This window comes from Enterobacter sp. Cy-643 (assembly GCF_011752815.1).
Lineage (GTDB): Bacteria > Pseudomonadota > Gammaproteobacteria > Enterobacterales > Enterobacteriaceae > Cedecea.
Map to the genome: position 1 here is coordinate 916,060 of NZ_VWWV01000001.1, position 22,854 is coordinate 938,913.

The 22,854-nt window shown below is 54.9% G+C and carries 22 protein-coding genes; 13 read left to right on the plus strand and 9 right to left on the minus strand.

The genetic code is table 11. The annotated features are described in order from the left end of the window. Positions 1-45 precede the first annotated feature (45 nt). Positions 46-687 (plus strand): bifunctional 4-hydroxy-2-oxoglutarate aldolase/2-dehydro-3-deoxy-phosphogluconate aldolase, encoded by a 642-nt coding sequence (kdgA, locus tag F3J29_RS04260; protein WP_039294543.1) that lies wholly within the window; start codon positions 46-48, stop codon positions 685-687. Between the two features lie 67 nt (positions 688-754). Here the strand turns inward: kdgA and purT are convergent, their stop codons facing one another. Further along, complete coding sequence (gene purT, locus F3J29_RS04265) at positions 755-1,933, minus strand: formate-dependent phosphoribosylglycinamide formyltransferase (protein ID WP_166863287.1); 1,179 nt, start codon at positions 1,931-1,933, stop codon at positions 755-757. 136 nt (positions 1,934-2,069) lie between these two features. Between purT and F3J29_RS04270 the strand changes: the two genes are divergently transcribed. From F3J29_RS04270 to ptrB, 3 genes are all read left to right on the plus strand, one after another. Then, positions 2,070-2,420 carry a YebG family protein gene (locus F3J29_RS04270; protein ID WP_166863289.1) on the plus strand — a complete coding sequence of 117 codons (351 nt, stop codon included), beginning with the start codon at positions 2,070-2,072 and terminating at the stop codon, positions 2,418-2,420. A 123-nt stretch (positions 2,421-2,543) separates the two neighbouring features. Beyond that, positions 2,544-3,218, plus strand: a complete 675-nt coding sequence (locus tag F3J29_RS04275; protein WP_166863290.1) for a tellurite resistance TerB family protein — start codon at positions 2,544-2,546, stop codon at positions 3,216-3,218. A 124-nt stretch (positions 3,219-3,342) separates the two neighbouring features. Next, positions 3,343-5,400 carry an oligopeptidase B gene (ptrB, locus tag F3J29_RS04280; protein WP_166864931.1) on the plus strand — a complete coding sequence of 686 codons (2,058 nt, stop codon included), beginning with the start codon at positions 3,343-3,345 and terminating at the stop codon, positions 5,398-5,400. Here the strand turns inward: ptrB and exoX are convergent. The 3 genes from exoX to F3J29_RS04295 all read right to left on the minus strand — a co-directional run bounded on the left by exoX (position 5,397) and on the right by F3J29_RS04295 (position 7,186). Continuing rightward, positions 5,397-6,068, minus strand: coding sequence for an exodeoxyribonuclease X (gene exoX, locus F3J29_RS04285; protein WP_166863291.1), 672 nt, complete (start codon positions 6,066-6,068; stop codon positions 5,397-5,399). The genes ptrB and exoX overlap by 4 nt on opposite strands. 29 nt (positions 6,069-6,097) lie before the next feature. Further along, the gene (locus tag F3J29_RS04290; protein ID WP_166863293.1) at positions 6,098-6,826 is read right to left on the minus strand and encodes a carbon-nitrogen hydrolase family protein; all 729 of its coding nucleotides are present in this window, start codon (positions 6,824-6,826) and stop codon (positions 6,098-6,100) included. 129 nt (positions 6,827-6,955) lie between these two features. After that, positions 6,956-7,186 (minus strand): DNA polymerase III subunit theta, encoded by a 231-nt coding sequence (locus F3J29_RS04295; protein ID WP_166863295.1) that lies wholly within the window; start codon positions 7,184-7,186, stop codon positions 6,956-6,958. A 141-nt stretch (positions 7,187-7,327) separates the two neighbouring features. Between F3J29_RS04295 and yobA the strand changes: the two genes are divergently transcribed. From yobA to F3J29_RS04325, 6 genes are all read left to right on the plus strand, one after another. Next, the gene (gene yobA, locus F3J29_RS04300) at positions 7,328-7,702 is read left to right on the plus strand and encodes a CopC domain-containing protein YobA (protein ID WP_166863297.1); all 375 of its coding nucleotides are present in this window, start codon (positions 7,328-7,330) and stop codon (positions 7,700-7,702) included. A gap of 5 nt (positions 7,703-7,707) precedes the next feature. After that, positions 7,708-8,583 carry a copper homeostasis membrane protein CopD gene (gene copD / locus F3J29_RS04305; RefSeq protein WP_166863299.1) on the plus strand — a complete coding sequence of 292 codons (876 nt, stop codon included), beginning with the start codon at positions 7,708-7,710 and terminating at the stop codon, positions 8,581-8,583. A gap of 28 nt (positions 8,584-8,611) precedes the next feature. Further along, positions 8,612-8,956 carry a YebY family protein gene (locus F3J29_RS04310; RefSeq protein WP_008453983.1) on the plus strand — a complete coding sequence of 115 codons (345 nt, stop codon included), beginning with the start codon at positions 8,612-8,614 and terminating at the stop codon, positions 8,954-8,956. Between the two features lie 544 nt (positions 8,957-9,500). Next, the gene (locus tag F3J29_RS04315; RefSeq protein WP_166863301.1) at positions 9,501-10,997 is read left to right on the plus strand and encodes a SulP family inorganic anion transporter; all 1,497 of its coding nucleotides are present in this window, start codon (positions 9,501-9,503) and stop codon (positions 10,995-10,997) included. 258 nt (positions 10,998-11,255) lie between these two features. Next, positions 11,256-12,503, plus strand: a complete 1,248-nt coding sequence (locus F3J29_RS04320) for an MFS transporter (RefSeq protein ID WP_166863303.1) — start codon at positions 11,256-11,258, stop codon at positions 12,501-12,503. Positions 12,504-12,517: 14 nt separating this feature from the next. Continuing rightward, entirely contained in the window at positions 12,518-13,051 is a 534-nt protein-coding gene (locus tag F3J29_RS04325; protein ID WP_205246633.1) for a GNAT family N-acetyltransferase, read from the plus strand. Between the two features lie 16 nt (positions 13,052-13,067). On the opposite strand, the gene F3J29_RS04330 is transcribed toward F3J29_RS04325, so the two are convergent. The 5 genes from F3J29_RS04330 to yebS all read right to left on the minus strand — a co-directional run bounded on the left by F3J29_RS04330 (position 13,068) and on the right by yebS (position 19,218). Continuing rightward, positions 13,068-13,259: a YdfD/YebW family protein gene (locus tag F3J29_RS04330; protein WP_166863305.1), complete on the minus strand. Its 192-nt coding sequence runs from the start codon at positions 13,257-13,259 to the stop codon at positions 13,068-13,070. Positions 13,260-13,499: 240 nt separating this feature from the next. Further along, positions 13,500-13,739 carry a YebV family protein gene (locus tag F3J29_RS04335; RefSeq protein WP_008453991.1) on the minus strand — a complete coding sequence of 80 codons (240 nt, stop codon included), beginning with the start codon at positions 13,737-13,739 and terminating at the stop codon, positions 13,500-13,502. A gap of 96 nt (positions 13,740-13,835) precedes the next feature. Further along, positions 13,836-15,293: a 16S rRNA (cytosine(1407)-C(5))-methyltransferase RsmF gene (gene rsmF / locus F3J29_RS04340; protein WP_166863307.1), complete on the minus strand. Its 1,458-nt coding sequence runs from the start codon at positions 15,291-15,293 to the stop codon at positions 13,836-13,838. 78 nt (positions 15,294-15,371) lie between these two features. Continuing rightward, positions 15,372-18,005: a PqiB family protein gene (locus tag F3J29_RS04345; RefSeq protein WP_166863309.1), complete on the minus strand. Its 2,634-nt coding sequence runs from the start codon at positions 18,003-18,005 to the stop codon at positions 15,372-15,374. Continuing rightward, on the minus strand, positions 17,974-19,218 hold the full coding sequence (yebS, locus tag F3J29_RS04350; RefSeq protein ID WP_502706545.1) for a membrane integrity lipid transport subunit YebS: 1,245 nt from the start codon (positions 19,216-19,218) through the stop codon (positions 17,974-17,976). Before yebS ends, F3J29_RS04345 begins: the two co-directional genes overlap by 32 nt. A gap of 146 nt (positions 19,219-19,364) precedes the next feature. Between yebS and msrC the strand changes: the two genes are divergently transcribed. The 3 genes from msrC to prc all read left to right on the plus strand — a co-directional run bounded on the left by msrC (position 19,365) and on the right by prc (position 22,707). Beyond that, entirely contained in the window at positions 19,365-19,853 is a 489-nt protein-coding gene (gene msrC, locus F3J29_RS04355) for a free L-methionine (R)-S-oxide reductase MsrC (protein ID WP_166864937.1), read from the plus strand. 104 nt (positions 19,854-19,957) lie between these two features. After that, positions 19,958-20,641 carry an RNA chaperone ProQ gene (proQ, locus tag F3J29_RS04360; RefSeq protein ID WP_039294493.1) on the plus strand — a complete coding sequence of 228 codons (684 nt, stop codon included), beginning with the start codon at positions 19,958-19,960 and terminating at the stop codon, positions 20,639-20,641. 20 nt (positions 20,642-20,661) lie between these two features. After that, positions 20,662-22,707: a carboxy terminal-processing peptidase gene (prc, locus tag F3J29_RS04365; RefSeq protein WP_166863313.1), complete on the plus strand. Its 2,046-nt coding sequence runs from the start codon at positions 20,662-20,664 to the stop codon at positions 22,705-22,707. Positions 22,708-22,854: the final 147 nt, after the last annotated feature.

The following is a 22,854-nucleotide window of genomic DNA, read 5'->3' on the forward strand; positions in this document are numbered from 1 at the left end:
GCAGTAATGCCCGGAACAGATTAAAAGTGGCTAAGAGGCGCTCAGATGAAAAATTGGAAAACTACAGCAGAACAGATCCTGAAAACCGGTCCGGTTGTGCCGGTTATTGTTGTTAACAAGCTGGAGCATGCGGTGCCAATGGCGAAAGCGCTGGTGGCCGGTGGCGTCCGCGTGCTGGAAGTCACGCTGCGTACAGCTTGTGCGATCGATGCCATTCGTGCGATTGCGAAAGAAGTGCCTGAGGCTATTATCGGCGCAGGTACCGTGCTGAACCCACAGCAGCTTGCGGAAGTGACCGAAGCTGGCGCGCAGTTTGCCATCAGCCCGGGTCTGACCGAGCCGCTGCTGAAAGCCGCGACCGAAGGCACCATTCCGTTGATCCCAGGCATCAGCACCGTGTCAGAACTGATGCTGGGGATGGACTACGGCCTGAAAGAGTTTAAATTCTTCCCGGCGGAAGCTAACGGTGGCACTAAAGCGCTGCAGGCCATTGCAGGACCGTTCTCTCAGGTGCGTTTCTGCCCAACCGGCGGCATCTCTCCGGCTAACTACCGCGATTACCTGGCGCTGAAAAGTGTGCTGTGCATCGGTGGCTCCTGGCTGGTACCGGCTGATGCGCTGGAAGCGGGCGATTATGACCGCATCACTAAGCTTGCCCGCGAAGCGGTAGAAGGCGCTAAGCTGTAAGCCATAAAAAAGCCCCGTAAAAAAACGGGGCTCTATGCCTGAATCGCCCTCAGCAGAGGGCGTTTTTTTATTCTTCCACTTTGACCTGTGCGGCTGACGCCACGGCTCTGGCAACTGCTTCATCGACGCTGTTACCGGTTGCCAATGCCACGCCCATGCGGCGTTTACCTGCAATCTCCGGCTTGCCGAACAGGCGAACCTGTAAACCGCCGCCCAGCGCCGCGCCCACGTTACTGAATTTAACGTTATCGCTTTGCAATTCAGGTAGGATCACGGCCGATGCGGCAGGGCCATACTGACGAATTTCGCCGATGGGCAGGCCGAGGAAGGCGCGAACGTGCAGCGCAAACTCAGACAGATCCTGTGAAATCAACGTCACCATGCCGGTGTCGTGCGGGCGAGGCGAGACTTCACTGAAAATCACCTCATCGCCGCAGACAAACAGCTCAACGCCAAACAGGCCGTGGCCGCCAAGAGCGGTAACCACTTTTTCAGCAATCTCTTTCGATCTTGCCAGCGCGATATCGCTCATCTGCTGTGGCTGCCAGGATTCACGGTAGTCGCCATCTTCCTGGCGGTGTCCAATCGGCGCGCAAAAATGCACGCCATCAACGGCGCTAATGGTTAGCAGGGTGATTTCAAAATCAAAATTGACCACGCCTTCGACGATAACGCGGCCTTTGCCCGCCCGTCCTCCAAGCTGGGCGTATTCCCAGGCTTTCGCCAATTGATCTTCAGTGCGGATGAAGCTTTGGCCTTTGCCGGAGGAACTCATCACCGGTTTAACAATGCACGGTAAACCAATCTCCTGCACGGCCTGGCGGAAAGCGTCTTCGCTGTCGGCGAAGCGGTAGCTGGAAGTGGGCAGCTGAAGTTCTTCTGCGGCCAGGCGGCGGATCCCTTCGCGGTTCATAGTGAGTTTGGTAGCGCGGGCGCACGGCACCACACGCTGGCCCTGGGCTTCAAGCTCCAGCAGGGCATCGGTGGCAATGGCTTCAATTTCAGGAACGATAAAATCGGGCATTTCGGCGGCGACAAGCGCTTTTAGCGCCGCGGCATCCAGCATGTTGATGACGTGACTGCGGTGTGCGACGTGCATTGCCGGCGCATTTGCATAGCGGTCGACGGCGATAACTTCGACCCCAAGGCGCTGACACTCAATGGCCACTTCTTTACCCAATTCACCGGAACCCAGCAGCATAACTCGCGTAGCTGCCGGGCGCAGAGCGGTTCCCAACGTTGACATGTGATTTAGCCTTAACAAAGAAAAAGACCGCTGCAGTATAAACGAAAACGTTTGCGTTGGCAGCGGCTTTCCCACTTGTGTGATAAAATGAATGGCGATATACTGGATAAATAAACAGGTAAAACGGAGCTGCAAAATGGCGGTCGAGATTAAATATGTTGTGGTGAGAGAGGGACAAGAAAAAATGGCCTTTGCCAGTAAAAAGGATGCTGACGCTTACGACAAAATGCTGGATCTGGCTGAAGTCCTCGGCGAGTGGCTGCAGCAAAGCCCGATTGCGCTGGATGAAGGGCAGAGCGACACCCTGGCGATGTGGATGGCGGAAAACAAGGATCTGCTGGCGGGCGTGCTGAAAAACGGCAAGTTGCCAGAGCCTGAGTTAAGCCAGTCTGTGCCAGACACGGAATCCCCGGCGGCTGAGCAATCGCCAGCGGCGGAAGACAACGTCAGCGAGCACCCTGGACGTAAACGCACCAAAGCCGCGTAATAGGGCTCGCCTGTAAGCGCCGGGTAGCCGGCGCAATTCTTTTCCCATCTTTAGCGCTGTCCGACGTTTCTTGACGTCCTGTGGCCTACTCTCGACGAGTTAAGTCAACAGAGGGTCTCCGTCATGAATAACTGGTTACAGCAGCTTCAGTCTCTCCTGGGGCAATCCACTTCCCCCCAATCCTCACAGCCTGCAGCCGGTAATGGCCCTGAAGGGATCGCTAAACTTCTGGTGCCGGGGGCGCTGGGTGGGTTAGCCGGGCTGCTTCTGGCGAGTAAATCTTCTCGCAAATTGTTAACAAAATACGGCACCAGCGCGCTTTTGGTCGGCGGCGGCGCCGTGGCGGGGAGCGTGTTATGGAACAAATACAGGGAGCGGGTTCGTCAGAGCCAGCCCGTTTCCGCAGGTGGGAGTGAGCCGCACTCGTCGGTTGATGTTCGTACCGAAAGATTAATTACCGCGTTAGTTTTTGCGGCGAAAAGCGACGGCCATATCGATGCAAAAGAGCGTCAGTTTATTGAGCAACAGCTGCGTGAGGTCGGTATCGACGGGGAAGGTAAAGCGCTCGTCGAACGGGCGATCGACAGGCCGTTAGATCCTCACCAGCTTGCACAAGGTGTGAGAAATGAGGAGGAAGCGCTGGAGCTTTATTACCTCAGCTGCACGGCTATCGATATCGATCACTTTATGGAACGTAGCTACCTGAGCGCGCTGGGCGATGCGCTGAACATACCGCAGGATGTCCGCTCTGGTATTGAACAAGATATTCAGCAGCAAAAACAACCGCTCGCGGTTTAATCTTCTCAGCTTTCCGATTTGCCGGGTTTATCCCGGCATTTTCTTTTAATCCTCCCTGTTCCGCTTGCAAGCCCGGCTGAATTTGCCACCCTTACGGGGTGTTAAACGGAAAATGATGAAAGTGATGCCGCCAAAAGCCAAAAAAATTCCCCACGCTATGACGCTACATGGCGATACCCGCACGGATGACTATTACTGGCTGCGGGATGATGACCGCGCCGATCCCGATGTGCTGAACTACCTTGAGCAGGAAAATGATTACGGGAAAAGGATCATGGAGAGCCAGCGCGCGCTGCAGGATCAGTTGCTCAAAGAGATGATCGCTCGCGTTCCTCCTCGCGATGTTTCCGCCCCGTATGTGAAGAACGGCTATCGCTACCGCCAGGTGTATGACAAAGGGAATGAGTACGCGATTTATCAGCGGCAATCTGCGGTCAGAGAAGAGTGGGGCGAGTGGGACGTTTTGCTGGATGCCAACCAGCGTGCAGCCCAGAGCGAATTCTACACGATGGGCGGATTCGCCATTACGCCGGACAATGGAGTGATGGCCCTGGCGGAGGACTATCTCTCCCGCCGTCAGTACGGCATTCGCCTGCGTAATTTGAAGACCGGGAACTGGTATCCTGAGCTGCTGGATAACGTCTCGTCCAGTTTTACGTGGGCGAATGACTCTGTCACGCTTTACTACGTGCGTAAGCATCCCAAAACCTTACTGCCTTATCAGGTCTGGCGGCACACGCTGGGCCACCCGGTGGCCGATGACCAACTGGTGTATGAAGAAAAAGATGACGCTTTTTACGTCAGCGTGCATAAAACAACCTCGCAGCATTTTGTTGTCATCTCTCTTGCCAGCGCGACGACGAGTGAGGCTTTGTTGCTGGATGCCGAACTGGCAGACGCCGAGCCGCAGGTATTTGCCCCACGCCGGAAAGATCATGAATACACGCTCGATCACTACCAGCATGGGTTCTACATTCGTTCCAACAAAGACGGTAAAAATTTCGGACTCTACCGCAGCGCCGTGCGGGATGAAAAACAGTGGGAAACGCTGATTGCCGCACGGGAGCAGGTCATGCTTGAAGACTTTACGCTGTTCCGCGACTGGCTGGTGGTTGCCGAGCGGCAGCAGGGATTGACCAGCCTGCGCCAGATTAATCGTCTTACGCGTGAGTCCACGGGTATCGCTTTTGACGATCCGGCCTATGTCACCTGGCTTGGCTACAACCCCGAGCCGGAGACCTCACACCTGCGCTACGGTTACTCTTCAATGACGACGCCGGACACGCTTTTCGAACTGGATATGGACAGCGGTGAACGGCGGGTTATCAAGCAAACCCAGGTTGCCGGTTTTGACGCTAACAATTACCGCAGCGAGCATTTGTGGGTAACTGCGCGGGATGGCGTTCAGGTGCCGGTCTCACTGGTTTATCACCGGAAACACTTTCGCCGGGGTAAAAATCCGCTGTTGGTCTATGGCTATGGATCTTACGGCAGCAGTATGGATGCTGACTTTAGCAGCAGCCGTTTAAGTCTGCTGGACAGAGGTTTTGTCTTCGCCATTGCCCATGTGCGCGGCGGTGGTGAACTGGGTCAACAATGGTATGAAGACGGTAAATATCTGAAAAAGATGAATACCTTTAACGACTATCTGGACGTGTGCGACGAGCTGATCGGGCAGGGATATGGCGATCCTAAACTGCTTTATGGGATGGGCGGCAGCGCGGGTGGGATGCTGATGGGCACCGCTATCAATCTGCGTCCTGAATTATTCCATGGCGTAGTGGCTCAGGTGCCGTTCGTTGATGTGGTGACGACGATGCTCGATGAGTCGATTCCGCTCACCACCGGGGAATTTGAAGAGTGGGGTAACCCTCAGGATGAAGAATACTACCGCTATATGAAGCAATACAGTCCTTACGACCAGGTTCATGAGCAGGCTTATCCCCACCTGTTAGTGACCACCGGGCTGCATGATTCGCAGGTACAGTATTGGGAGCCGGCGAAGTGGGTTGCTAAATTACGCGACTATAAGCGGGATGAGACCTTGCTGCTGCTTTGTACCGACATGGATTCCGGGCACGGCGGCAAGTCGGGGCGCTTTAAATCTTACGAAGGCGTGGCGCTGGAGTTTGCTTTCCTGATTGCCCTGGCGCAGGGGACGCTGCCAGGGCGCGTGCATTAATCGGCCGCGCTGGCGGCCAGGTAATGTTTTAGCGTCATGCGGAGATCCGGCGTTAGCTCCTTGATGTTATTAAGCATCCAGCGAAGATAACCCGGATCGTCTTCGGCTATTTCGGCAATGCGTTTTCCCCGGTATTTACCAAACATCATCGTGGTGACCAGCGCCGGACGCCCGGTAATCGTGACCATGTCTTCTGCGCTCCAGCCTGACACATCCATAATTCTCAGCAGCAGGGCGGCGGTAATATAGCAGTCGAACAAGGCGCGGTGATGATGCAGCCCGACGGGCGTATCCACATGCAGCTTCAGCGATTTATACAGCCCCATATTGCTGTACTTAATGCCCGGCCACAGGCGACGCGCCAGCTTCACCGTGCAAATCCAGTCGCCCTGCATTTCCGGCAGCATGCGGCTGTCGAAACTGGCGTTGTGCGCCACGTAATAGGGGCTTCCGAGGTAGCGGGGAATAACGTCTTCAATCCAGGGCTTATCGGCCACCATCTCTTCGGTAATTTTATGGATGGCCATCGCCTGGTGACTAATCGGTCTGTCAGGACGGACAAGATCGCTCATCGGGTTAACAATCTTGCCGTCGATGATATCGACCGACGCAACCTCCACCACGCCTCCCTGTAATCCACAGGTTTCCGTATCAATAATGCGCAGCATCGCAGTCTCCGTTTACAGGCTTCAGGTGACTAGCGTAAAGGAATGACCTCTCCGTGCCAACCTCTCTCATCCCGGCGGCCAATTGCCAGCAATTCACCCTGATCGGCTCTGACGACGAGTTGGCCTAAATTATCCCAACACGCGCTGCGGCCTGCGGAGCGAAGTTCAGCCTCGGACCAGGCGTAATTGGCCTGCAAAATGGTGAGTCCATATTTGTGCGCCCAGCGCTGCATATACATTTCATCTTGCTGGTAGCTTAGTTCTGTCATTGCGGCGCCGGTGGCGTAAAGGTCTGCCCCGATATCAGCCGCGCTTCGGGGCCAGGCTTCATCATCGCTTTGGGCGCAAACGGCCAGTGCGATATTGCGAGAACGTTGCCCCAGAAGTGGTGCGACGGGAGGCTGGCTGTTCATATCTGCCGCCTCAGCGGGACGTTTGCAACAGGCGATACGCGAGCCGTCCGGCAGAAAACTTACCATACCGGCTACGCTGTGCGCCTCGTCACTGAGCGGCATGCCGACGATCGCGGTCATATGGTAGCGATGAGCTGCCTCACTGAGCGGGTCGAACAGCGAATCGGTAAACGCCGGAGGATGGTCGTCGGGGCGTAATCCGGATAAAGAGAGATGAGGGAAAACAAGAAGATCGATGCCTTGTTCGGCGGCACAGCGAATGAAATCGAGGTGGTGATCGATGTTGGCCTGATAATTCCCGGCAACGGCACCGTATTGCGCAGCGGCAACATTCCAGCGTGGCATAGGTTCTTCCTTAATCTTTCATCCAACGATTGCATCCTGCAATCGCGAGAGATGAGCCAAAGCTTGCGGTCAACTGAACAAGGAAGAGAGTAGCACTAGTTTTGAATCAGCGAGATAATTCTTAAGTTTTTATTTTTGCTTTGGTTCATACGGCAAACGCGAAAGATTAACCGAGGCCAGACGATAAGCAATCAGCTTTTCACGGAACCACGCCCGAAGGTGCTCAGGTTGCTCACGCTCCACCATTTCAGCCACAACGGGCATGTTATAGCGCTCTTTAAACGCCACGCCGGCGGCGGCAAGATCGACGTTCACTTTATCCATTTCTTCCTGGGGTAAATCGGCGAGATTGTAGCTCATCATATCCTCCTGCAATGTCAGCGCAGAAGTTACTGTTTTGCGTCCCGGATGACAAGTAACAATAGTTTTTCCCGTCTCGACTTGGTACTGGCGCGGGGTTATCCTTGCCGCCTCAACACATAACAAAAAGGAATAGTTAATATGGCGTTCATCTCCTCCCGCATCGCAACCGTGGCGGCATTTGTCGCTGCTATGGCCGTTTCTCCAGCCGTGTTCGCACACGCGCACCTTAAGCAGCAGTCTCCGGCGGCAGATTCTGCCGTGACCGCCTCGCCGCAGTCATTGACCCTGAACTTCTCTGAAGGCGTTGAGCCTGGCTTCAGCGGCGTGACCGTGACCGGTCCGCAGAAATCAGCCGTGAAGACCGGAAAAGTGAAGGTTGCTGAGACCGACAACAAACAGCTGATTGTGCCGGTTGAAGAAGCCTTGAAGCCGGGCGCTTATTCCGTGGATTGGCACGTTGTGTCGGTCGATGGGCATAAAACCAAAGGTAACTATCACTTCTCCGTGAAGTAATCGCCATGCTGTCGGCGTTTTACATCGCGCTGCGCTTTATCCATTTCACTGCATTGATGGTGCTGCTCGGCAGCGCCATCTGCTGTTCGCTCCTTGCCCCGCAGCAGTTTAAGCCTGTGCTTGTGCGCCGCCTCAGAGCACAGTGGCGGCCTGCCGTTTGGCTGTCGCTGATCAGCGCCTGCCTGTTATTCATGGCTCAGGCCGGGCTAATGGGGGACGGCTGGCGCGATACTCTCTCGCCGGATACCTGGCAGGCGGTCCTGACGACTCGCTTTGGTTCGGTATGGATATGGCAGCTATTACTGGGTCTGGCCACGCTGGCCGCTGTGCTGATCGCTCCCCGGGCAATGCCTGGGTTATTGCTGCTGTTAGCCGCGGCGCAGCTAATTATGCTGGCTGGCGTCGGGCACGCTGCAATGCACGACGGCGTGCTGGGGGCTTTCCAGCGAATCAACCACGCGATTCATCTTCTGAGCGCGTCTTGGTGGGTGGGTGGCCTGTTGCCTTTGCTGGTTTGTATGCACATGGCGCATAAGCCGCGCTGGCGTACTCCGGCGATGACGGCAATGATGCGTTTTTCCCGCTACGGGCATCTCGCCGTGGCTGCGGTGCTGGTAACCGGCGTGGTGAATAGCCTGCTGATCCTGGGCTGGTCGCTGCCGCTGGAAAGTGGCTATTTTCGATTGCTGGCGCTGAAGGTTGGGCTGGTGCTCGTGATGGTCACGCTGGCCTTGATCAACCGTTATATACTGGTGCCGCGTTTCGACGCCGTCCAGGCCACAGCTCAGCGGAGGTTTATTCAGCTTACGTGGCTGGAAGTGATTTTATCGGTAGGGGTACTGCTGCTAGTCAGCATCTATGCTACCTGGGAGCCGTTCTGACGGCGCAAACTGGTTATATGAGAGATTCATGAAAAAGAGCATTTTGACTTTACTGCTGCTGGCCTGCGCGAGCTCTGCGCTGGCTGCCCCGCAAATTATCACCGTGAGTCGGTTTGAGGTGGGTAAAGACAAATGGGCGTTCAACCGCGAAGAGGTGATGTTGAGCTGCAGAGCGGGAAATGCGCTGTTTGCCATCAACCCAAGTACGCTGATGCAGTACCCGCTGAACGCCATTGCCGAGCAGCAGATCAAAAGCGGTAAAACGAGCGGGCAGCCAATAAGCGTTATTCAGGTGGATGACCCGCAGCATCCTGGCCAGAAGATGAGCCTTGAGCCTTTCATTGAGCGCGCGCAAAAGCTTTGTGGTGAATAAAAACAGGCATTTTTTGCCATAAAAAAACAGCAATAATCTCAAAGGGATATTGCTGTTTTTGCATAAATAGTCACCTTTATTGCGGCTTTTTTCTGACCACTTTTGTTGCGGACTGGAAAACCTGCGCCGGTAATCTATTCTTAAGAGGCAAGGCGACTTAGCCTGCATTAATGCCAACTTTTAGCGCACGGCTCTCTCCCAAGAGCCATTTCCCTGGACCGAATACAGGAATCGTGTTCGGTCTTTTTTTTATTCGGGAACCAGCCAGCCAGCCTGCTTGCGCGTAAAGCGTTTCCCATAACGCTTCGGCTTGGCCTGTGCGCTAAAACCATACCACACCTTGATAGCTTGCCGTCCAGCGTTTTTTACTCAGATTGTTAATTTTTTGTTGCGCAAACGAGGGGGCTGGACAGGTGAGGCTTTATGGTTAGTGATGTGAGTCACGAAAATTCGCATCACTGCCGCGACGACGCTACACTTTCGGCCTCGCTGACCGCATTCCTTGAGAAATGCGGCGTTCATGACAATAAGCCTACATTCCATTATGACAAATCAAACTGAGCTTGCCGCTCAACATGCCCGTGAGAATAGCCTGCGCGCCGTGTTTCGCTCTCCGCGTTTAATCCAGCGCGAGGTGCTGGCCGGGGTCGTCACCGCCCTGGCGCTGATCCCCGAAGTGATCTCCTTTTCCCTGATTGCGGGCGTAGACCCAAAAGTCAGCTTGATTGCCTCTATCGTACTTTGTCTGGCTATGTCCATCCTGGGCGGCCGCCCGGCAATGGTGACGGCCGCGGCGGGCTCGGTCGCGCTGGTGATTGCGCCGATGGTACATCAATACGGCGTGGGCTACATTTTGCCTGCGGTGGTGCTGGCGGGCGGGATCCAGATCCTGTTCGGCGTGACGGGGCTGGCGCGAATGATGCGTTATATCCCGCTTTCGGTAATGACGGGGTTTGTGAATGCGCTGGGCATTCTTATCTTCTTTGCTCAGGTGCCTCATGTCTGGGGGCAGTCGCCGCTGGTTTGGGGACTGTTTGCCGTGACGTTAGGCATCGTCCTGCTGCTGCCGAAAATGCTTAAATCTGTGCCTTCGCCGCTGGTGGCGATTGTTCTGGTGACCGGCCTGAGTATCGCCCTGGGATGGGGATTACCTACGGTAGGCGACAGCGGGCCGATGAAGGCCGGTTTGCCTGGATTAACGGAACTCATGGTGCCGCTAAACGTTGAGACGCTGCGCATTGTCTGGCCCTGCGCGCTGAGCATCGCTTTTGTTGGCTTAATGGAGTCTTTGCTAACGGCCAAACTGGTGGATGAACTCACCGATACGCCTTCCAGCAAGCGGCGCGAATGCTGGGGGCTGGGCGTGTCTAATATCTTCGCCGGTTTTTATGGCGGCATCGCGGGCTGTGCCATGATCGGGCAAACCATCGTCAATGTTGAACTGGGAAGAGGGCGTACGCGGCTGTCTACCGTGGCGGCTGCGCTGGTGCTATTGCTGCTGGTCACCGTCCTGAGTGAAGTGATGGCAAAAATTCCAATGGTGGTGCTGGCCGGGATCATGATGATTGTGGCGGTGAAAACGCTGAACTGGCATAGCCTCTCTCCAGTTACGCTTCGCCGAATGCCGGTGCCGGAAACGCTGGTGATGCTCACGACCGTCGCTATAACGGTTTATACCGATAACCTCGCCCTTGGCGTTTTGGGGGGCGCTATCTTCGCTATGATGTTGTTTGCCCGTCGTATTGCGCACGTTGTGCGTGCTGAACGGCAGCTGGCGGCGGACGGGAGCGAGGTGACTTACCGGGTTCGTGGGCCGCTGTTCTTTGCCAGCAGCAACGACCTTGTCGAGCATTTTCATTATGCTGATGACCCGGTACGGGTAGTGATCGATCTGAGTCAGGCGCAAATTTGGGACGCCTCCACCGTTGCCGTATTGGATGCCATCGAAACACGCTATCAGCGTTATCAGACGCAGGTCGACATTGTTGGCCTGGACACCCACAGCGCCGATTTCCATCAGCGCCTGAGCGGTAAACTTTAGCCGTTATACCGGCGGCGTTCAGCTGCCGGCTCTCCCCACACATTCTCAGCATGAAATGCCATTTTTTGAGCGGCAGGTCACAATTTTTCACTACTTTCCGCTGCCTGGCTGACGGTTTAAATGACAAGCTGGGGAAATAAACAATTCGGTAACATTTCCGTTGCCAGTTAATACGGAATAACTTATTACTATTTAACCGCTTACTCTGGGTAAGCGGCCCCGCCTCCGCTATAACAACGATAAATAACAGGATACTTTATGACGACAAACGATGCCGTCCGTGAGGACGCTGCGCGCGGTTTTTGGCCGACGGTCAAAACCTTCCCGGCCACGGTGATTGCGCTGCTATTTTTTACCCTGGTGATTCGCTTTAGCTATTTTATGGCCTGGCCGTTTATGACAATCATCATGACCCGCAACTATCATCTTTCTCCCATATCCGTGGGCGTGGCGATGACCAGCAGCGCGCTTCTGGCGGTGGTGCTGGGAATGTATGGTGGGCAACTGTCGGATAAGCTAGGCCGTCGGGGCGTGCTTTCCCTGGGCTGTGCGCTGTCATTTGTTGGGTATGCTCTGCTTGGGCTGGCCACGGGTATGGCGTTATTTATCATTGGTCTGATGATTGTTGGCGTCTGTTTCGCGTGGGTAGAGCCCCCGACGCGAGCGCTGATGAGTGACTTACTGGGCGATCGCCGCCGTCGCGCTCTGGCTCTGCAGATTCGCTATTATTTGGTGAATGTGGCGGCGGTCACCGGGCCGCTGGTCGGTATAGCGTTCGGGCTGACTTCGCAGAAAGGCACCTTTGTGATCACCGCCGTGAGCTATCTGCCTCTGCTTATTTACACCTTATTGTTTATTCCTGCAGGCAAGATAGTGGCCAAAGAGAGCGAACATAAAGCCGGGGTCAGATTACGTGACGTTATGCTGATTATCGCCCGGGACAAACTGTTTGTCGCGGCGCTGCTGTGCAGCACGTTATGCGCCGTGGTTTTCGTACATTATGAATCCGTGGTGCCGCTTTATTTGCTGACGCTCGACGCTGAGGCCGCCGTAAAGTTAATCACGCTGATTCTGGTCTCCAATGCCTGTACGGTGCTTATTGCCCAGCTTTTCCTGGTGCGCTTTTTGGCCCAGGTTAGCCTGTCTAACCGTATTTTGCTCGGGGGGGCTATCTTTGCGCTTTCACAGCTTTTGTTCTGGTCCGTCCGCACGCCTGATCCGCTGCTGTGGGTGAGCGTGACGGTTATTTTTAGCATCGGCGAGGCAATTCTGATGCCGAACCTGAATATTTTGCTGGATCAGCTGGCACCGGATGAGCATCGCGGTGCGTACCTGGGGGCATCAACCCTGACGACGCTAGGGATTGCGCTGGGGCCGCTGATTGGCGGCGTTATGTTAACCCTGACCGGCGCGGGGGTGTTTTTGGGAACCATGCTGTTTAGCCTGCTGCTCTGCGCTATCATTTACGCCTGCAAATCCGGCCTTAAACAACGATTACAAGAGTAATACTGAGCGGAGTCATGATGATTACTGAAGCCCCACGTCTTGAAACGGAACGCCTTATCCTGCGCCACTTTACGCTGGACGACTATGAGGCGCTGGTTGCCTGCTGGTCTGATCCGGAGATGGTGAAGTTTATCGGCAGCGGAAAACCGCAGGATGGTGAAATGAGCTGGGCGCGATTGATGCGTTATATCGGCCACTGGCAGGCGCTGGGCTACGGTTACTGGGCGCTGTTTGAAAAACAGAGCGGGCGTTTCGTGGGGGCGTTTGGTTTCCAGGAAGCGAAACGGAATCTCAGCCCGGCTTTGGCATACCCGGAGGCGGGCTGGTCGCTTATTCCCGCCGTACACGGTAAAGGGTACGCGGCGGAGGCGCTTAACGCGGTATTAAGCTGGGCGGATGACAATTTCAGCGGGCCGGTATGCTGCATTATTGATGACGATAATCAGCGTTCTATTGGCCTGGCAGAGCGCTTCGGCTTTACTTTCCAGCACTACGTTGAGTACCACGGGAAGCAAATACGCATGTTCCTCCGCCCGAACAATCGCTAATCTCACCTGGCCCTGCTCAGAAGTCGCTGTACTCCTGGGCAGGCTGCCAGAATCCATCGATAAACGCTTCCACCGGGTAACAGCCGCCGTGGCGCATACGCTGTTCGCTCATCGCACTCAGACATTGCCGTTCGCTGGTGAAGACTTCCAGCACCAGATCGTCACAGCCGCCGTCCAGGTAACAGACAAATAAAACCAAAGCAAACATGAGCGCCTCAGAACCGCTTCGTTTGATTTAAGTGTAGGGGAGCCAAAGGGAGTGGGGGAAATAATTAATCCGTCCCGTGGACGGAGAAAGTGCCGGCAAAAATCATTGATTTAAAAACTGCACCTGGGTCTAACAAAAACAATGAATGATGTTATCTGGTCTACTCCAAACAGCAGAAAACCACGTTTTTCGGCTGTTTGTCATCTATATAACCCGTCTCAGGGACGGGTTCATCTTGAATTATGCAAGGCGCATAACCCAGGCATCGCGCTGGCGATCGTAATGTTGCAGGTAGAGTACGGAATGTTCGCCGTCCAGCACGGCGGGAATAGAGGTTGCACCATCCCACGCATCCAGCTGCATGCACAGGTCGGGGTCGGACTTGCAGGGAATGCTTAACGTTCGATCCCCCTGTTGTTCACCGTGTAATTCGGCATCATCGATCTCGAAGATGCCGATCCGAACGTTGGTTTTTGTCATCTTTGGCTCCTTGTTATCTGCGGCAGGTGGTATGACCAGTAGGTCACCCCAATTTCAGCGTAGTCAAGGCAGCACAAATTGCCAACTTAAAAAGTGCTAATTTTTACAGCCAGCCTGCGGGGCGGCGAAAAGCTTGCCGTCGCGTACTAATTCCCTTGGATAGCTGTTCTTCAGGCGTGAGCCGACTTTGCGCGCCAGGCCGAGCGGCTGCCCCTGAAAAGTGATAATCACTTCATCTCGTGACGGCGTCACTTCTGGATAGATATCCCTTCCCCGATACCACTCTTCGGCTTCGGGCTCGCTCAGCGGGAAGCAAAGTGGGTTGTCACTTTTGACCAGCGCGACCACGGCTTCATGCTGCCAGCGGAAGCCTTTGTTGTGCTGTTCAGCCAGCTTCAGGCCGATGCGAGAAAAACGCACTTTACCGATAAGCGGCTCAATCTCTGTTGGGAACAGCCAGATCTCTTTGTCGCGCTGCCATAAGCTCAGCTCATCGCCCCAGATAAGGCCCGACTTTGCCGCCGCGGCGGTGAGTTCGGCAGCGGCTTTGCCTTTCATCGGCGCAAAGGGGAATTTCCCCACTTTATAGCCCGGGGCCGGGAGCGGTTCTATAGAGGCCGTTTTGCGTAAACGGGCAACGAAAAAGCCCTCACAGTCATAAATCTGTGGAAAAACATGCAGAAAACCTTCCGAAGTTAGCGCGCGTTTTGCCTCCGGGAAAAGTTCATTCAGAGGGGCTATTTCTACCGCATCCGGCCAGCTATCCAGCAGCCACTGGCAGACATCCTGGTTTTCCTGGCGATTCAGCGTGCAGGTCGAGTAAACCAGCGTCCCGCCGGGGCGAAGCGCATGAAAAGCACTCTCAATTAATTCGCGCTGGGTGTCGGCAATTTCGACCGTGCTTTCAGGCGACCAGTTACGCAGTGCATCGGGATCTTTTCGCACCACGCCTTCACCGGAGCAGGGGGCATCGAGCAGAATTGCGTCGAAGGACTCAGGCAGCGCGGCACCGAATACGCGGCCATCAAAGTGCGTCAGCGCCACGTTGCTGATACCGCAGCGGCTAATGTTGGCATGCAGGACTTTTACCCGACTGGCGGAATATTCATTGGCAAGAATGGCGCCGGTGTTATTCATGCGGGCGGCAATCTGGGTTGTTTTTGAGCCCGGAGCTGCCGCGACGTCCATCACGCGCTGCGGCTGGTTGCCGTCGGCAAACAGCGCCGCAACGGGCAGCATTGAACTGGCTTCCTGAATATAGAACAGGCCGCTTAAATGCTCTGCGGTGCTGCCCAGCGGCAGGATTTCTTCATCTTCACGCTCAATCCAGAAACCCTCTTCACACCATGGCACCGGCGTTAAACGCCAGTTATAAGGCGCGACGAGCGTCAGGAAGTCAGCCACGGATATCTTCAGCGTATTGACGCGCAGGCTGCGGCGCAGCGGCTGCTGGCAGTATTCGATAAAGCTGTCCAGCGTCTGATCGGCGGGAAGTGCGTCCCGAATCGCGTCAAGAAAAGGTTGAGGAAGATAAACGGCAGTAGATTGAGCCATGAAAAACGCCCCTGGAAAAATGAAGGGGCGCAGTTTAACACGGAATTGCCCGGGCGACGTACCGCCCGGGCTTGCGCTCTAGCGCGGAAGGGCGGTTCCCCACTGGCGCCACTCTTTTGGCTCACTTTCCAGCAGCAGGAAGTGCTTCCCGGCCTCCGCTTTAGGTGAAAGCGGGATCCCCGGCGGGGTCGCAAACGCAATGCCTCCGCGAATAAACTGATTAAAGGTCCCGGTTTTCACCACGCCGCCGGTCAAGCCAAAGTCCAGGCTGTAGCCGGAGGCCAGCCAGAAGACGGAGTTGTCCCGGACCAGATGCTGGTAACGCTTGCTTATGCGCAGGCCAACCATCACGCGGTCAGAGAGATTGCCGAGCGTCATGCCGGTTACCGTGCCGACTTCAATTCCACGGAAGAGGACCGGCGTGCCGATGCTTAGCGAGCCGGCTTCTGGCACTTCCAGCACGATGTTCACCCCGTCAGAGTAACGAGAGTCGGTGATAGACGCTTCCTGCAGCTCAAAGTCGCGGCGCGGGTCGCCTTTACCCGGTTCAACGTTGATGTAAGGCTGGAGGATCGTATCAAGATGATCGACACCCGCCGCAGAGATCTGCGGTGTGACCACGGAGAATCGCGTGCCGACGCGTGCGAAGGTCGACACATACTCAGGGTAAAGTACCGCTTTCGCTTCCACTTCGTTGCGGGATTGCGTCAGGTTCAGCGACTCAAGCTGGCCAATATCAATGCCCAGATAGCGAATTGGCATCCCGGCGGAAAGTTTTCCGGCATCGAAAGTGTGCAAGGTTATCTGGCTGCCTACCGCTCTGGCCGCGGTTTCAGAGGCATAAAGTACGCGTTTATCGCCTTTCATTTGCCCGACGCTGGCGCCGGTCATGTTGTCAAAGCTAATCGCCCCTTTGAGCGCCCGGGAGAGCGGGGAGGCCTGAACCGTCAGGCCGCTGCCGTTGAGCTGAACTTTGGCGCCACCTTCAGCCCAAAACACGGTATTTGGCGTCAACAGCTTGCGATATTCCGGCTTGATGTGAACATCAATATCAAAGTTCTCGGCGCGAGGGCGGATGGTGATGATTTCGCCCACCTGGAATTTCCGGTACAGCACCACGGAACCGGTCTGGATATCAGGCAGGCTGGATGCCGTCAGCGTCAGGGTGGTGGTCGGGATGTCGCTCAGGCTGTTTTCTATCGCTTTTTCCATATTGGCGTAAAGGGGATAGCTACTTTTCATCTCGCCTTTGCTGCCCGGCAGCACGCGAATACCGCCGTTGACCCATTCGTTAGCGCTGGCACCCAGGAATTCCACGCCGTCCATGCCGAGCTTCACATCAATGCGGCTGTTGACCACAAATTTGCTGTCGCCCTGCAGGAGATGGCGATATTGCGGTTCAATGGCGACGGAGAACGTGACGCCTTTTGCGGAAAGTGCCCGCTCGACCACCTGGCCGATTTGTATTCCGTGGAGAATGACAGGTTGCCCGGCATCAATGCCGTAGCTTTCAGGTGCCGTCAGCGAAAGCGTGAGCACATTTGGCTGCTGGAGCGGCGTTTGGTCGCTGGAGACCACGGTGAAGCGATCCTGCGGTTCGCCGTCACCTGGCACAAGTTCAAAGGTGCTGCCCGTCAGTAACGTGCTGATGCTTGGATTATCCAGCGAGATTTTTGGGCTGCGGAGTTCGATGCGCGTGCCGCTGCGCATCAGGCTAACTACGCCGGGATCAACGGTCATTTCCCCAGTAACAGCGCCGCCCGGATTGAGATTTAACTTAGTCAGAGAACCCACTTCCAGTCCCTGATACATCAACTTTGTTGACCCTGCTTTGAGGCCATCTCCGCTCGGAAGATCGAGGTTAATAATGACGCCGCGCTGGCTGTGCGCCAGGTCTTCATACAGGCCGAATTCATCATCCGCTTTGGCGGGTTCTGAATCGTCAGGTGAGTCGAAAGCAATCGCGCCATTCACCAGGGCCGCCAGGCTTTCTAGCTGAACTTTGGCGCCGCTCAGGCCAACATCGGCCTTCACCCCGGACACATTCCAGAAGCGGCTGCCTTTTTTCACCAGGCTGGTAAAGCGGCGATCGATAAGCACGTCGACAGTGACGCCCTGTTTGTTCTTGTTGATGGCATAGTCATACACGCGGCCAACAGGGATTTTTCTGAAGTAGACCAGCGACCCGCTGTTCAGAGAGCCTAAATCCGGGGCGTGGAGATGAATCATCAGCTCGCCGTTATCCAGGCGATATTTGGGTTGGGTATCGAGCGCGGTAAAATGATCGCGCGGCTCGCCTTTACCCGGCATCATGCCGATGTAGTTCCCGCCAACCAGGGCATCAAGCCCGGATACGCCAGCAAGGGAAGCCTTCGGCGTCACCAGCCAGAATTGCGTGTCTTCCCGTAGCGCATCCTTCATGTCGCTTTTGATACTGACTTTGACTTCGATTTTACGCAGGTCATCGCTCAGGCTGATGTTTTGCACAGTACCCACTTCAACGCCCTGGTAGCGCACGGGCGTGCGGCCAGCGACTATCCCGTCGGCAGAGATAAAGTCGATAGTCACGGTGTTGCCGCGCTCCTGATAAGTCGTCCAGATCAGCCAGCCGGCAATCAGTAACGCAATAACTGGTAATAACCAGAAAGGGGAGATCCGGCGTTTCGTTTTAATTCTCGCTTCAGTCGGTGAAGCGGGCGTTTCCTGACTCATGTGCGTCCCAAAGTAGTCGGCTATCCAGCCATTCGACGGCAAGAATAGTTAATATAACCGCCGCGCCAAAGAAGACCGCGGCGGGACCCATCGTAAAGGCTAACAGCTGATCCCGGTTAACCAGTGACATCATCAAGGCGATGACGAACAGATCGAGCATAGACCAGCGGCCAATCCAGGTGACAAAGCGCAGCAATAATATGCGGGTTCGTAACCCCTGCTGGCAGTTGAAATGAATGCTGATAAGTAGCGTAATTAATACAATAACTTTAGTAAACGGTACCAGGATACTGGCAATAAACACCACGGCAGCGACGGCGATATTGCTGTGCGCCAGGGAAATGATGCCCGAAAGAATGGTGTCCTCCTGACGTGCGCCGTTCACGTAAATAATAGAAATCGGCAGCAGGTTAGCCGGAAGCAGGAAAATCAGGGAGGCAACCAGTGCTGCCCAGGATTTTTGTAAGCTTTGCTTACGGCGATGGTACAGCGGGATATGGCAGCGGGGACAACGGCCTCGTTCGTCAGGAACGCCGGTAAAATGGCAGCCGAGGCAAACCCGCAGCTGCGCGTTGAAGGCGCGAGCCGGGCGCTGAGGGTAAAAACGCTCCCATAGCTGCTCAATGTTGAGGTGGATCATGGTCAACAGACTCAGGATAACCAGGGCAATAAACGCAATCAGCCCGGGACCTGGCTGTATAAACGCGTATTCGCGAACCTTAATGCAGGCCACGCCAATGCCCACCAGATAGATATCCAGCATCACCCACTCTTTAAGCTTATCCAGCATCAGCAGTACCGGGCGAAGGTTCATGCCGAGAATGTTGCCAAAGCAGAGGTAAGCAATAGCTGCGACCAGCGTGGCTGGCGCGCCGACAACGCAAAAAAGGACTACGGCGGCGGTCAGCACGTCTCCCTGGCTTGCCATTTGCCAAATTCCCTGCATAACGTTGGCATCAATACTCGACCCGAGCAGATAGATACGCAGTAGGGGATCGGAAAAGGCGACGGGCATGAGCACCAGCATCGCCACGGCCATTGCCCCCAGGCGCGTCAATGACCAGTCACGGCCCTGGTGCACTCTTGCATCACAGCAAGGGCAGTAGGCACTTTGTGTTGATTTAACCTGGGGCAGAGAGAAAAGGGTATCGCATTGGGGACAACGCTGATAACGTGCCTGAGGCAATTCCTGACTGATGGCGTGTATTTTCATTGTGCGTCGTAAGCCGGGAGCGTTGTTATCTGAATGATGCATTTAGCCTATCGTAATTCATAAAATGATACACCTTGTGGCACCGTGCATTTAATGCTTATTTTAGTATGCTACAAAGTAAAGCAAGACAACATAACGGTTATTTAATGAACAAAGAACAATTTTACGCGGATCTGAACCGCGATTTTAGTGCGTTAATGGCAGGTGAAACCAGCTTCCTCGCAACACTGGCAAACACCAGTGCTTTGCTCTTTGAACGCCTTGATGGCGTCAACTGGGCAGGATTCTACCTTCTTGAAGCCCAAACGCTAGTTCTGGGGCCCTTCCAGGGCAAAATTGCCTGCGTAAGAATTCCCGTCGGCAAGGGCGTATGCGGCACGGCGGTCGCAACAGGCACGACTCAACGTGTGGAAGATGTGCATGCTTTCGACGGGCACATTGCCTGCGATGCGGCCAGCAATTCAGAAATTGTGCTGCCGCTGACGGTTGACGGTCAGACGATTGGCGTTCTGGATATCGACAGTACCGAGTATGGCCGTTTTTCAGAAGAAGACGAAATGGGCTTAAAAACCCTGGTTTCGCGGCTTTCAGACGTGCTGAGCGGCACTGATTTTAAAAAATTCTTCCCTCGATAGCATGATAAGCAACGGATAACGTGGCATTTAGCGATGGCGTCATTATAATGTCGCCTGTTCATGCCTGCGGCTTATTGGCAATTCCGTTGTAATCAGGAAATTTCATGGAAAATCAACCTAAGTTGAATAGCAGTAAAGAAGTTATCGCATTTTTGGCCGAGCGTTTCCCTCAATGTTTTAGCGCTGAAGGTGAAGCTCGTCCGTTGAAGATTGGTATCTTCCAGGATTTAGTCTCTCGTGTTGAAGGCGAAATGAGCCTCAGCAAAACGCAGCTTCGTTCGGCATTGCGTCTTTATACGTCAAGCTGGCGCTACCTGTACGGCATCAAAGCTGGCGCGACTCGCGTTGACCTTGATGGCAACCCATGCGGTGAGCTGGACGAACAGCATGTCGAACATGCTCGTCAGCAGCTGGATGAAGCAAAAGCTCGCGTTCAGGCACAGCGCGCCGAGCAGCAGGCGAAGAAACGTGAAGCCGCCGCAGCCGCAGGCGTAACGGAAGAAGCTCCACGCCGCGAACGTAAACCTCGCCCGGCAGCAGCACCTCGTCGTAAAGAAGGGGCAGAGCGTAAACCTCGCGCTGAAAAACCGGCACCTAAGGCACCTCGTGAAGAGCGTCGTACTCCGGTAACCGATATTGCTGCTCTGCAGGTTGGACAAGCCATTAAAGTCAAAGCCGGTAACAACGCAATGGATGCTACCGTACTGGAAATTACCAAAGATGGCGTCCGTGTACAGCTGACTTCTGGTATGGCAATGATCGTACGCGCAGAACACTTGCAGTTCTGAAACGGAGGCCTGACTCAGGCATGAACAAACTCTTTAAGCTTACGGCTATCGCCAGCCTGCTGTTCGTGGCAGGCAGTGCCCTGGCCCTGGACAACATTACTCGTGCCGATCAAATTCCGCAGTTAAAGGAAGAAGCTCAGCACGCCACGGTGAGTGAGCGCGTGACCTCGCGTTTTACGCGCTCGCATTACCGCCAGTTCGATCTGGATGCCAACTTCTCGGCAAAAATCTTTGACCGCTACCTGAACTTGCTGGATTACAGCCATAACGTGCTGTTGGCCAGCGACGTCGCCCAGTTTGCCGCGAAAAAAGGGCAGATTGGCGATGAGCTTCGCAGCGGTAAGCTCGATGTTTTTTACGACCTCTACAATCTGGGTCAGAAGCGCCGTTTTGAACGCTACCAGTACGCCCTGAAGGTGCTGGCGAAGCCGATGGATTTCACCGGTAACGACACCATCAATCTGGATCGCAGCAAGGCGCCGTGGCCAACGAGCGTCGATGAGCTGGATAAGCTCTGGGATGCGAAAGTTAAATACGACGAGCTGAGCCTGAAGCTGACCGGTAAAACCGAGCAGGAAATTCGTGAAACCCTGACCAAGCGCTATCAGTTTGCGATCCGCCGTCTGGCGCAAAGCAACAGTGAAGATGTGTTCTCGCTGGCGATGACCGCGTTTGCTCATGAGATTGACCCGCATACGAACTATCTCTCTCCGCGCAGCACCGAACAGTTCAACACCGAAATGAGCCTCTCTTTAGAAGGCATCGGGGCGGTACTGCAAATGGATGATGATTATACGCTGATCAATTCCATGGTTGCCGGTGGACCGGCCGCGAAGAGCAAGGCCATTACCGTTGGCGACCGTATCGTTGGCGTCGGCCAAATGGGTAAACCGATGGTTGACGTTATCGGCTGGCGTCTGGACGACGTTGTGGCGCTGATTAAAGGTCCAAAAGGCAGCAAGGTTCGGCTTGAAATCCTGCCAGCGGGCAAAGGCACTAAGACGCGTACCGTGACGCTGACCCGCGAACGTATTCGCCTGGAAGACCGCGCGGTGAAGATGTCCGTGAAGACAGTCGGCAAAGACAAAGTTGGCGTACTGGATATTCCAGGCTTCTACGTCGGTCTTACTGATGATGTGAAGGTTCAGTTGCAGAAACTGGAAAAACAGAACGTGAAGAGCGTGATTATCGATCTGCGTTCTAACGGCGGCGGAGCACTGACGGAAGCGGTATCCCTGTCTGGCCTGTTTATCCCAAGTGGCCCGGTTGTTCAGGTTCGCGATAATAACGGTAAAGTCCGTGAAGATAGCGATACCGACGGCGTGGTCTACTACAAAGGGCCGCTGGTGGTGCTGGTTGACCGCTTTAGCGCCTCGGCGTCTGAGATCTTTGCCGCGGCGATGCAGGATTATGGCCGCGCGCTGATTGTCGGCGAGCCGACTTTCGGGAAAGGCACCGTGCAGCAGTATCGTTCCCTGAATCGTATTTACGATCAGATGCTGCGTCCTGAGTGGCCTGCGCTGGGTTCGGTTCAGTACACCATTCAGAAGTTCTACCGCATCAACGGCGGGAGTACTCAGCGTAAAGGTGTGACTCCGGACATTATGATGCCAACCGGGACTGAGCAAACTGAGACCGGCGAGAAGTTCGAAGATAACGCGCTGCCGTGGGACAGCATCAACGCTGCGACCTATGTGAAAACTGGCGATCTAACGCCGTTCGAACCTGAATTGCTGAAGCTGCATCAGGATCGCATCGCCAAAGACCCTGAATTCCAGTACATCATGAAGGACATTGCTCGTTTTAATGCCCTGAAGGAAAAACGTAACGCCGTTTCGCTGAATTATGCGGTACGCGAAAAAGAGAATCAGGAAGACGACGCGACGCGCCTGGCCAGAATCAACGATCGCTTCAAGCGGGAAGGTAAAGCGCCGATTAAGAAACTCGACGATTTACCGAAGGATTACCAGGAGCCCGATCCGTATCTCGACGAGACGGTTCACATTGCCATCGATCTTGCCGGCATGGAGCAAGACAGGCCGGCTGAACAGCCGGCGGCAAAATAACCCCCAGATGGGCACCCAGCAGGTGCCCATTTTTTTGCCCGTCCTCCGTGATGTAAGATAAATGCATACAAAATGTAAAGTTATGTATTATTAACCACTTGGGCGGGCCGGATGCTTGAAAATAGGCGGCGCGCCCCTACGATGTGG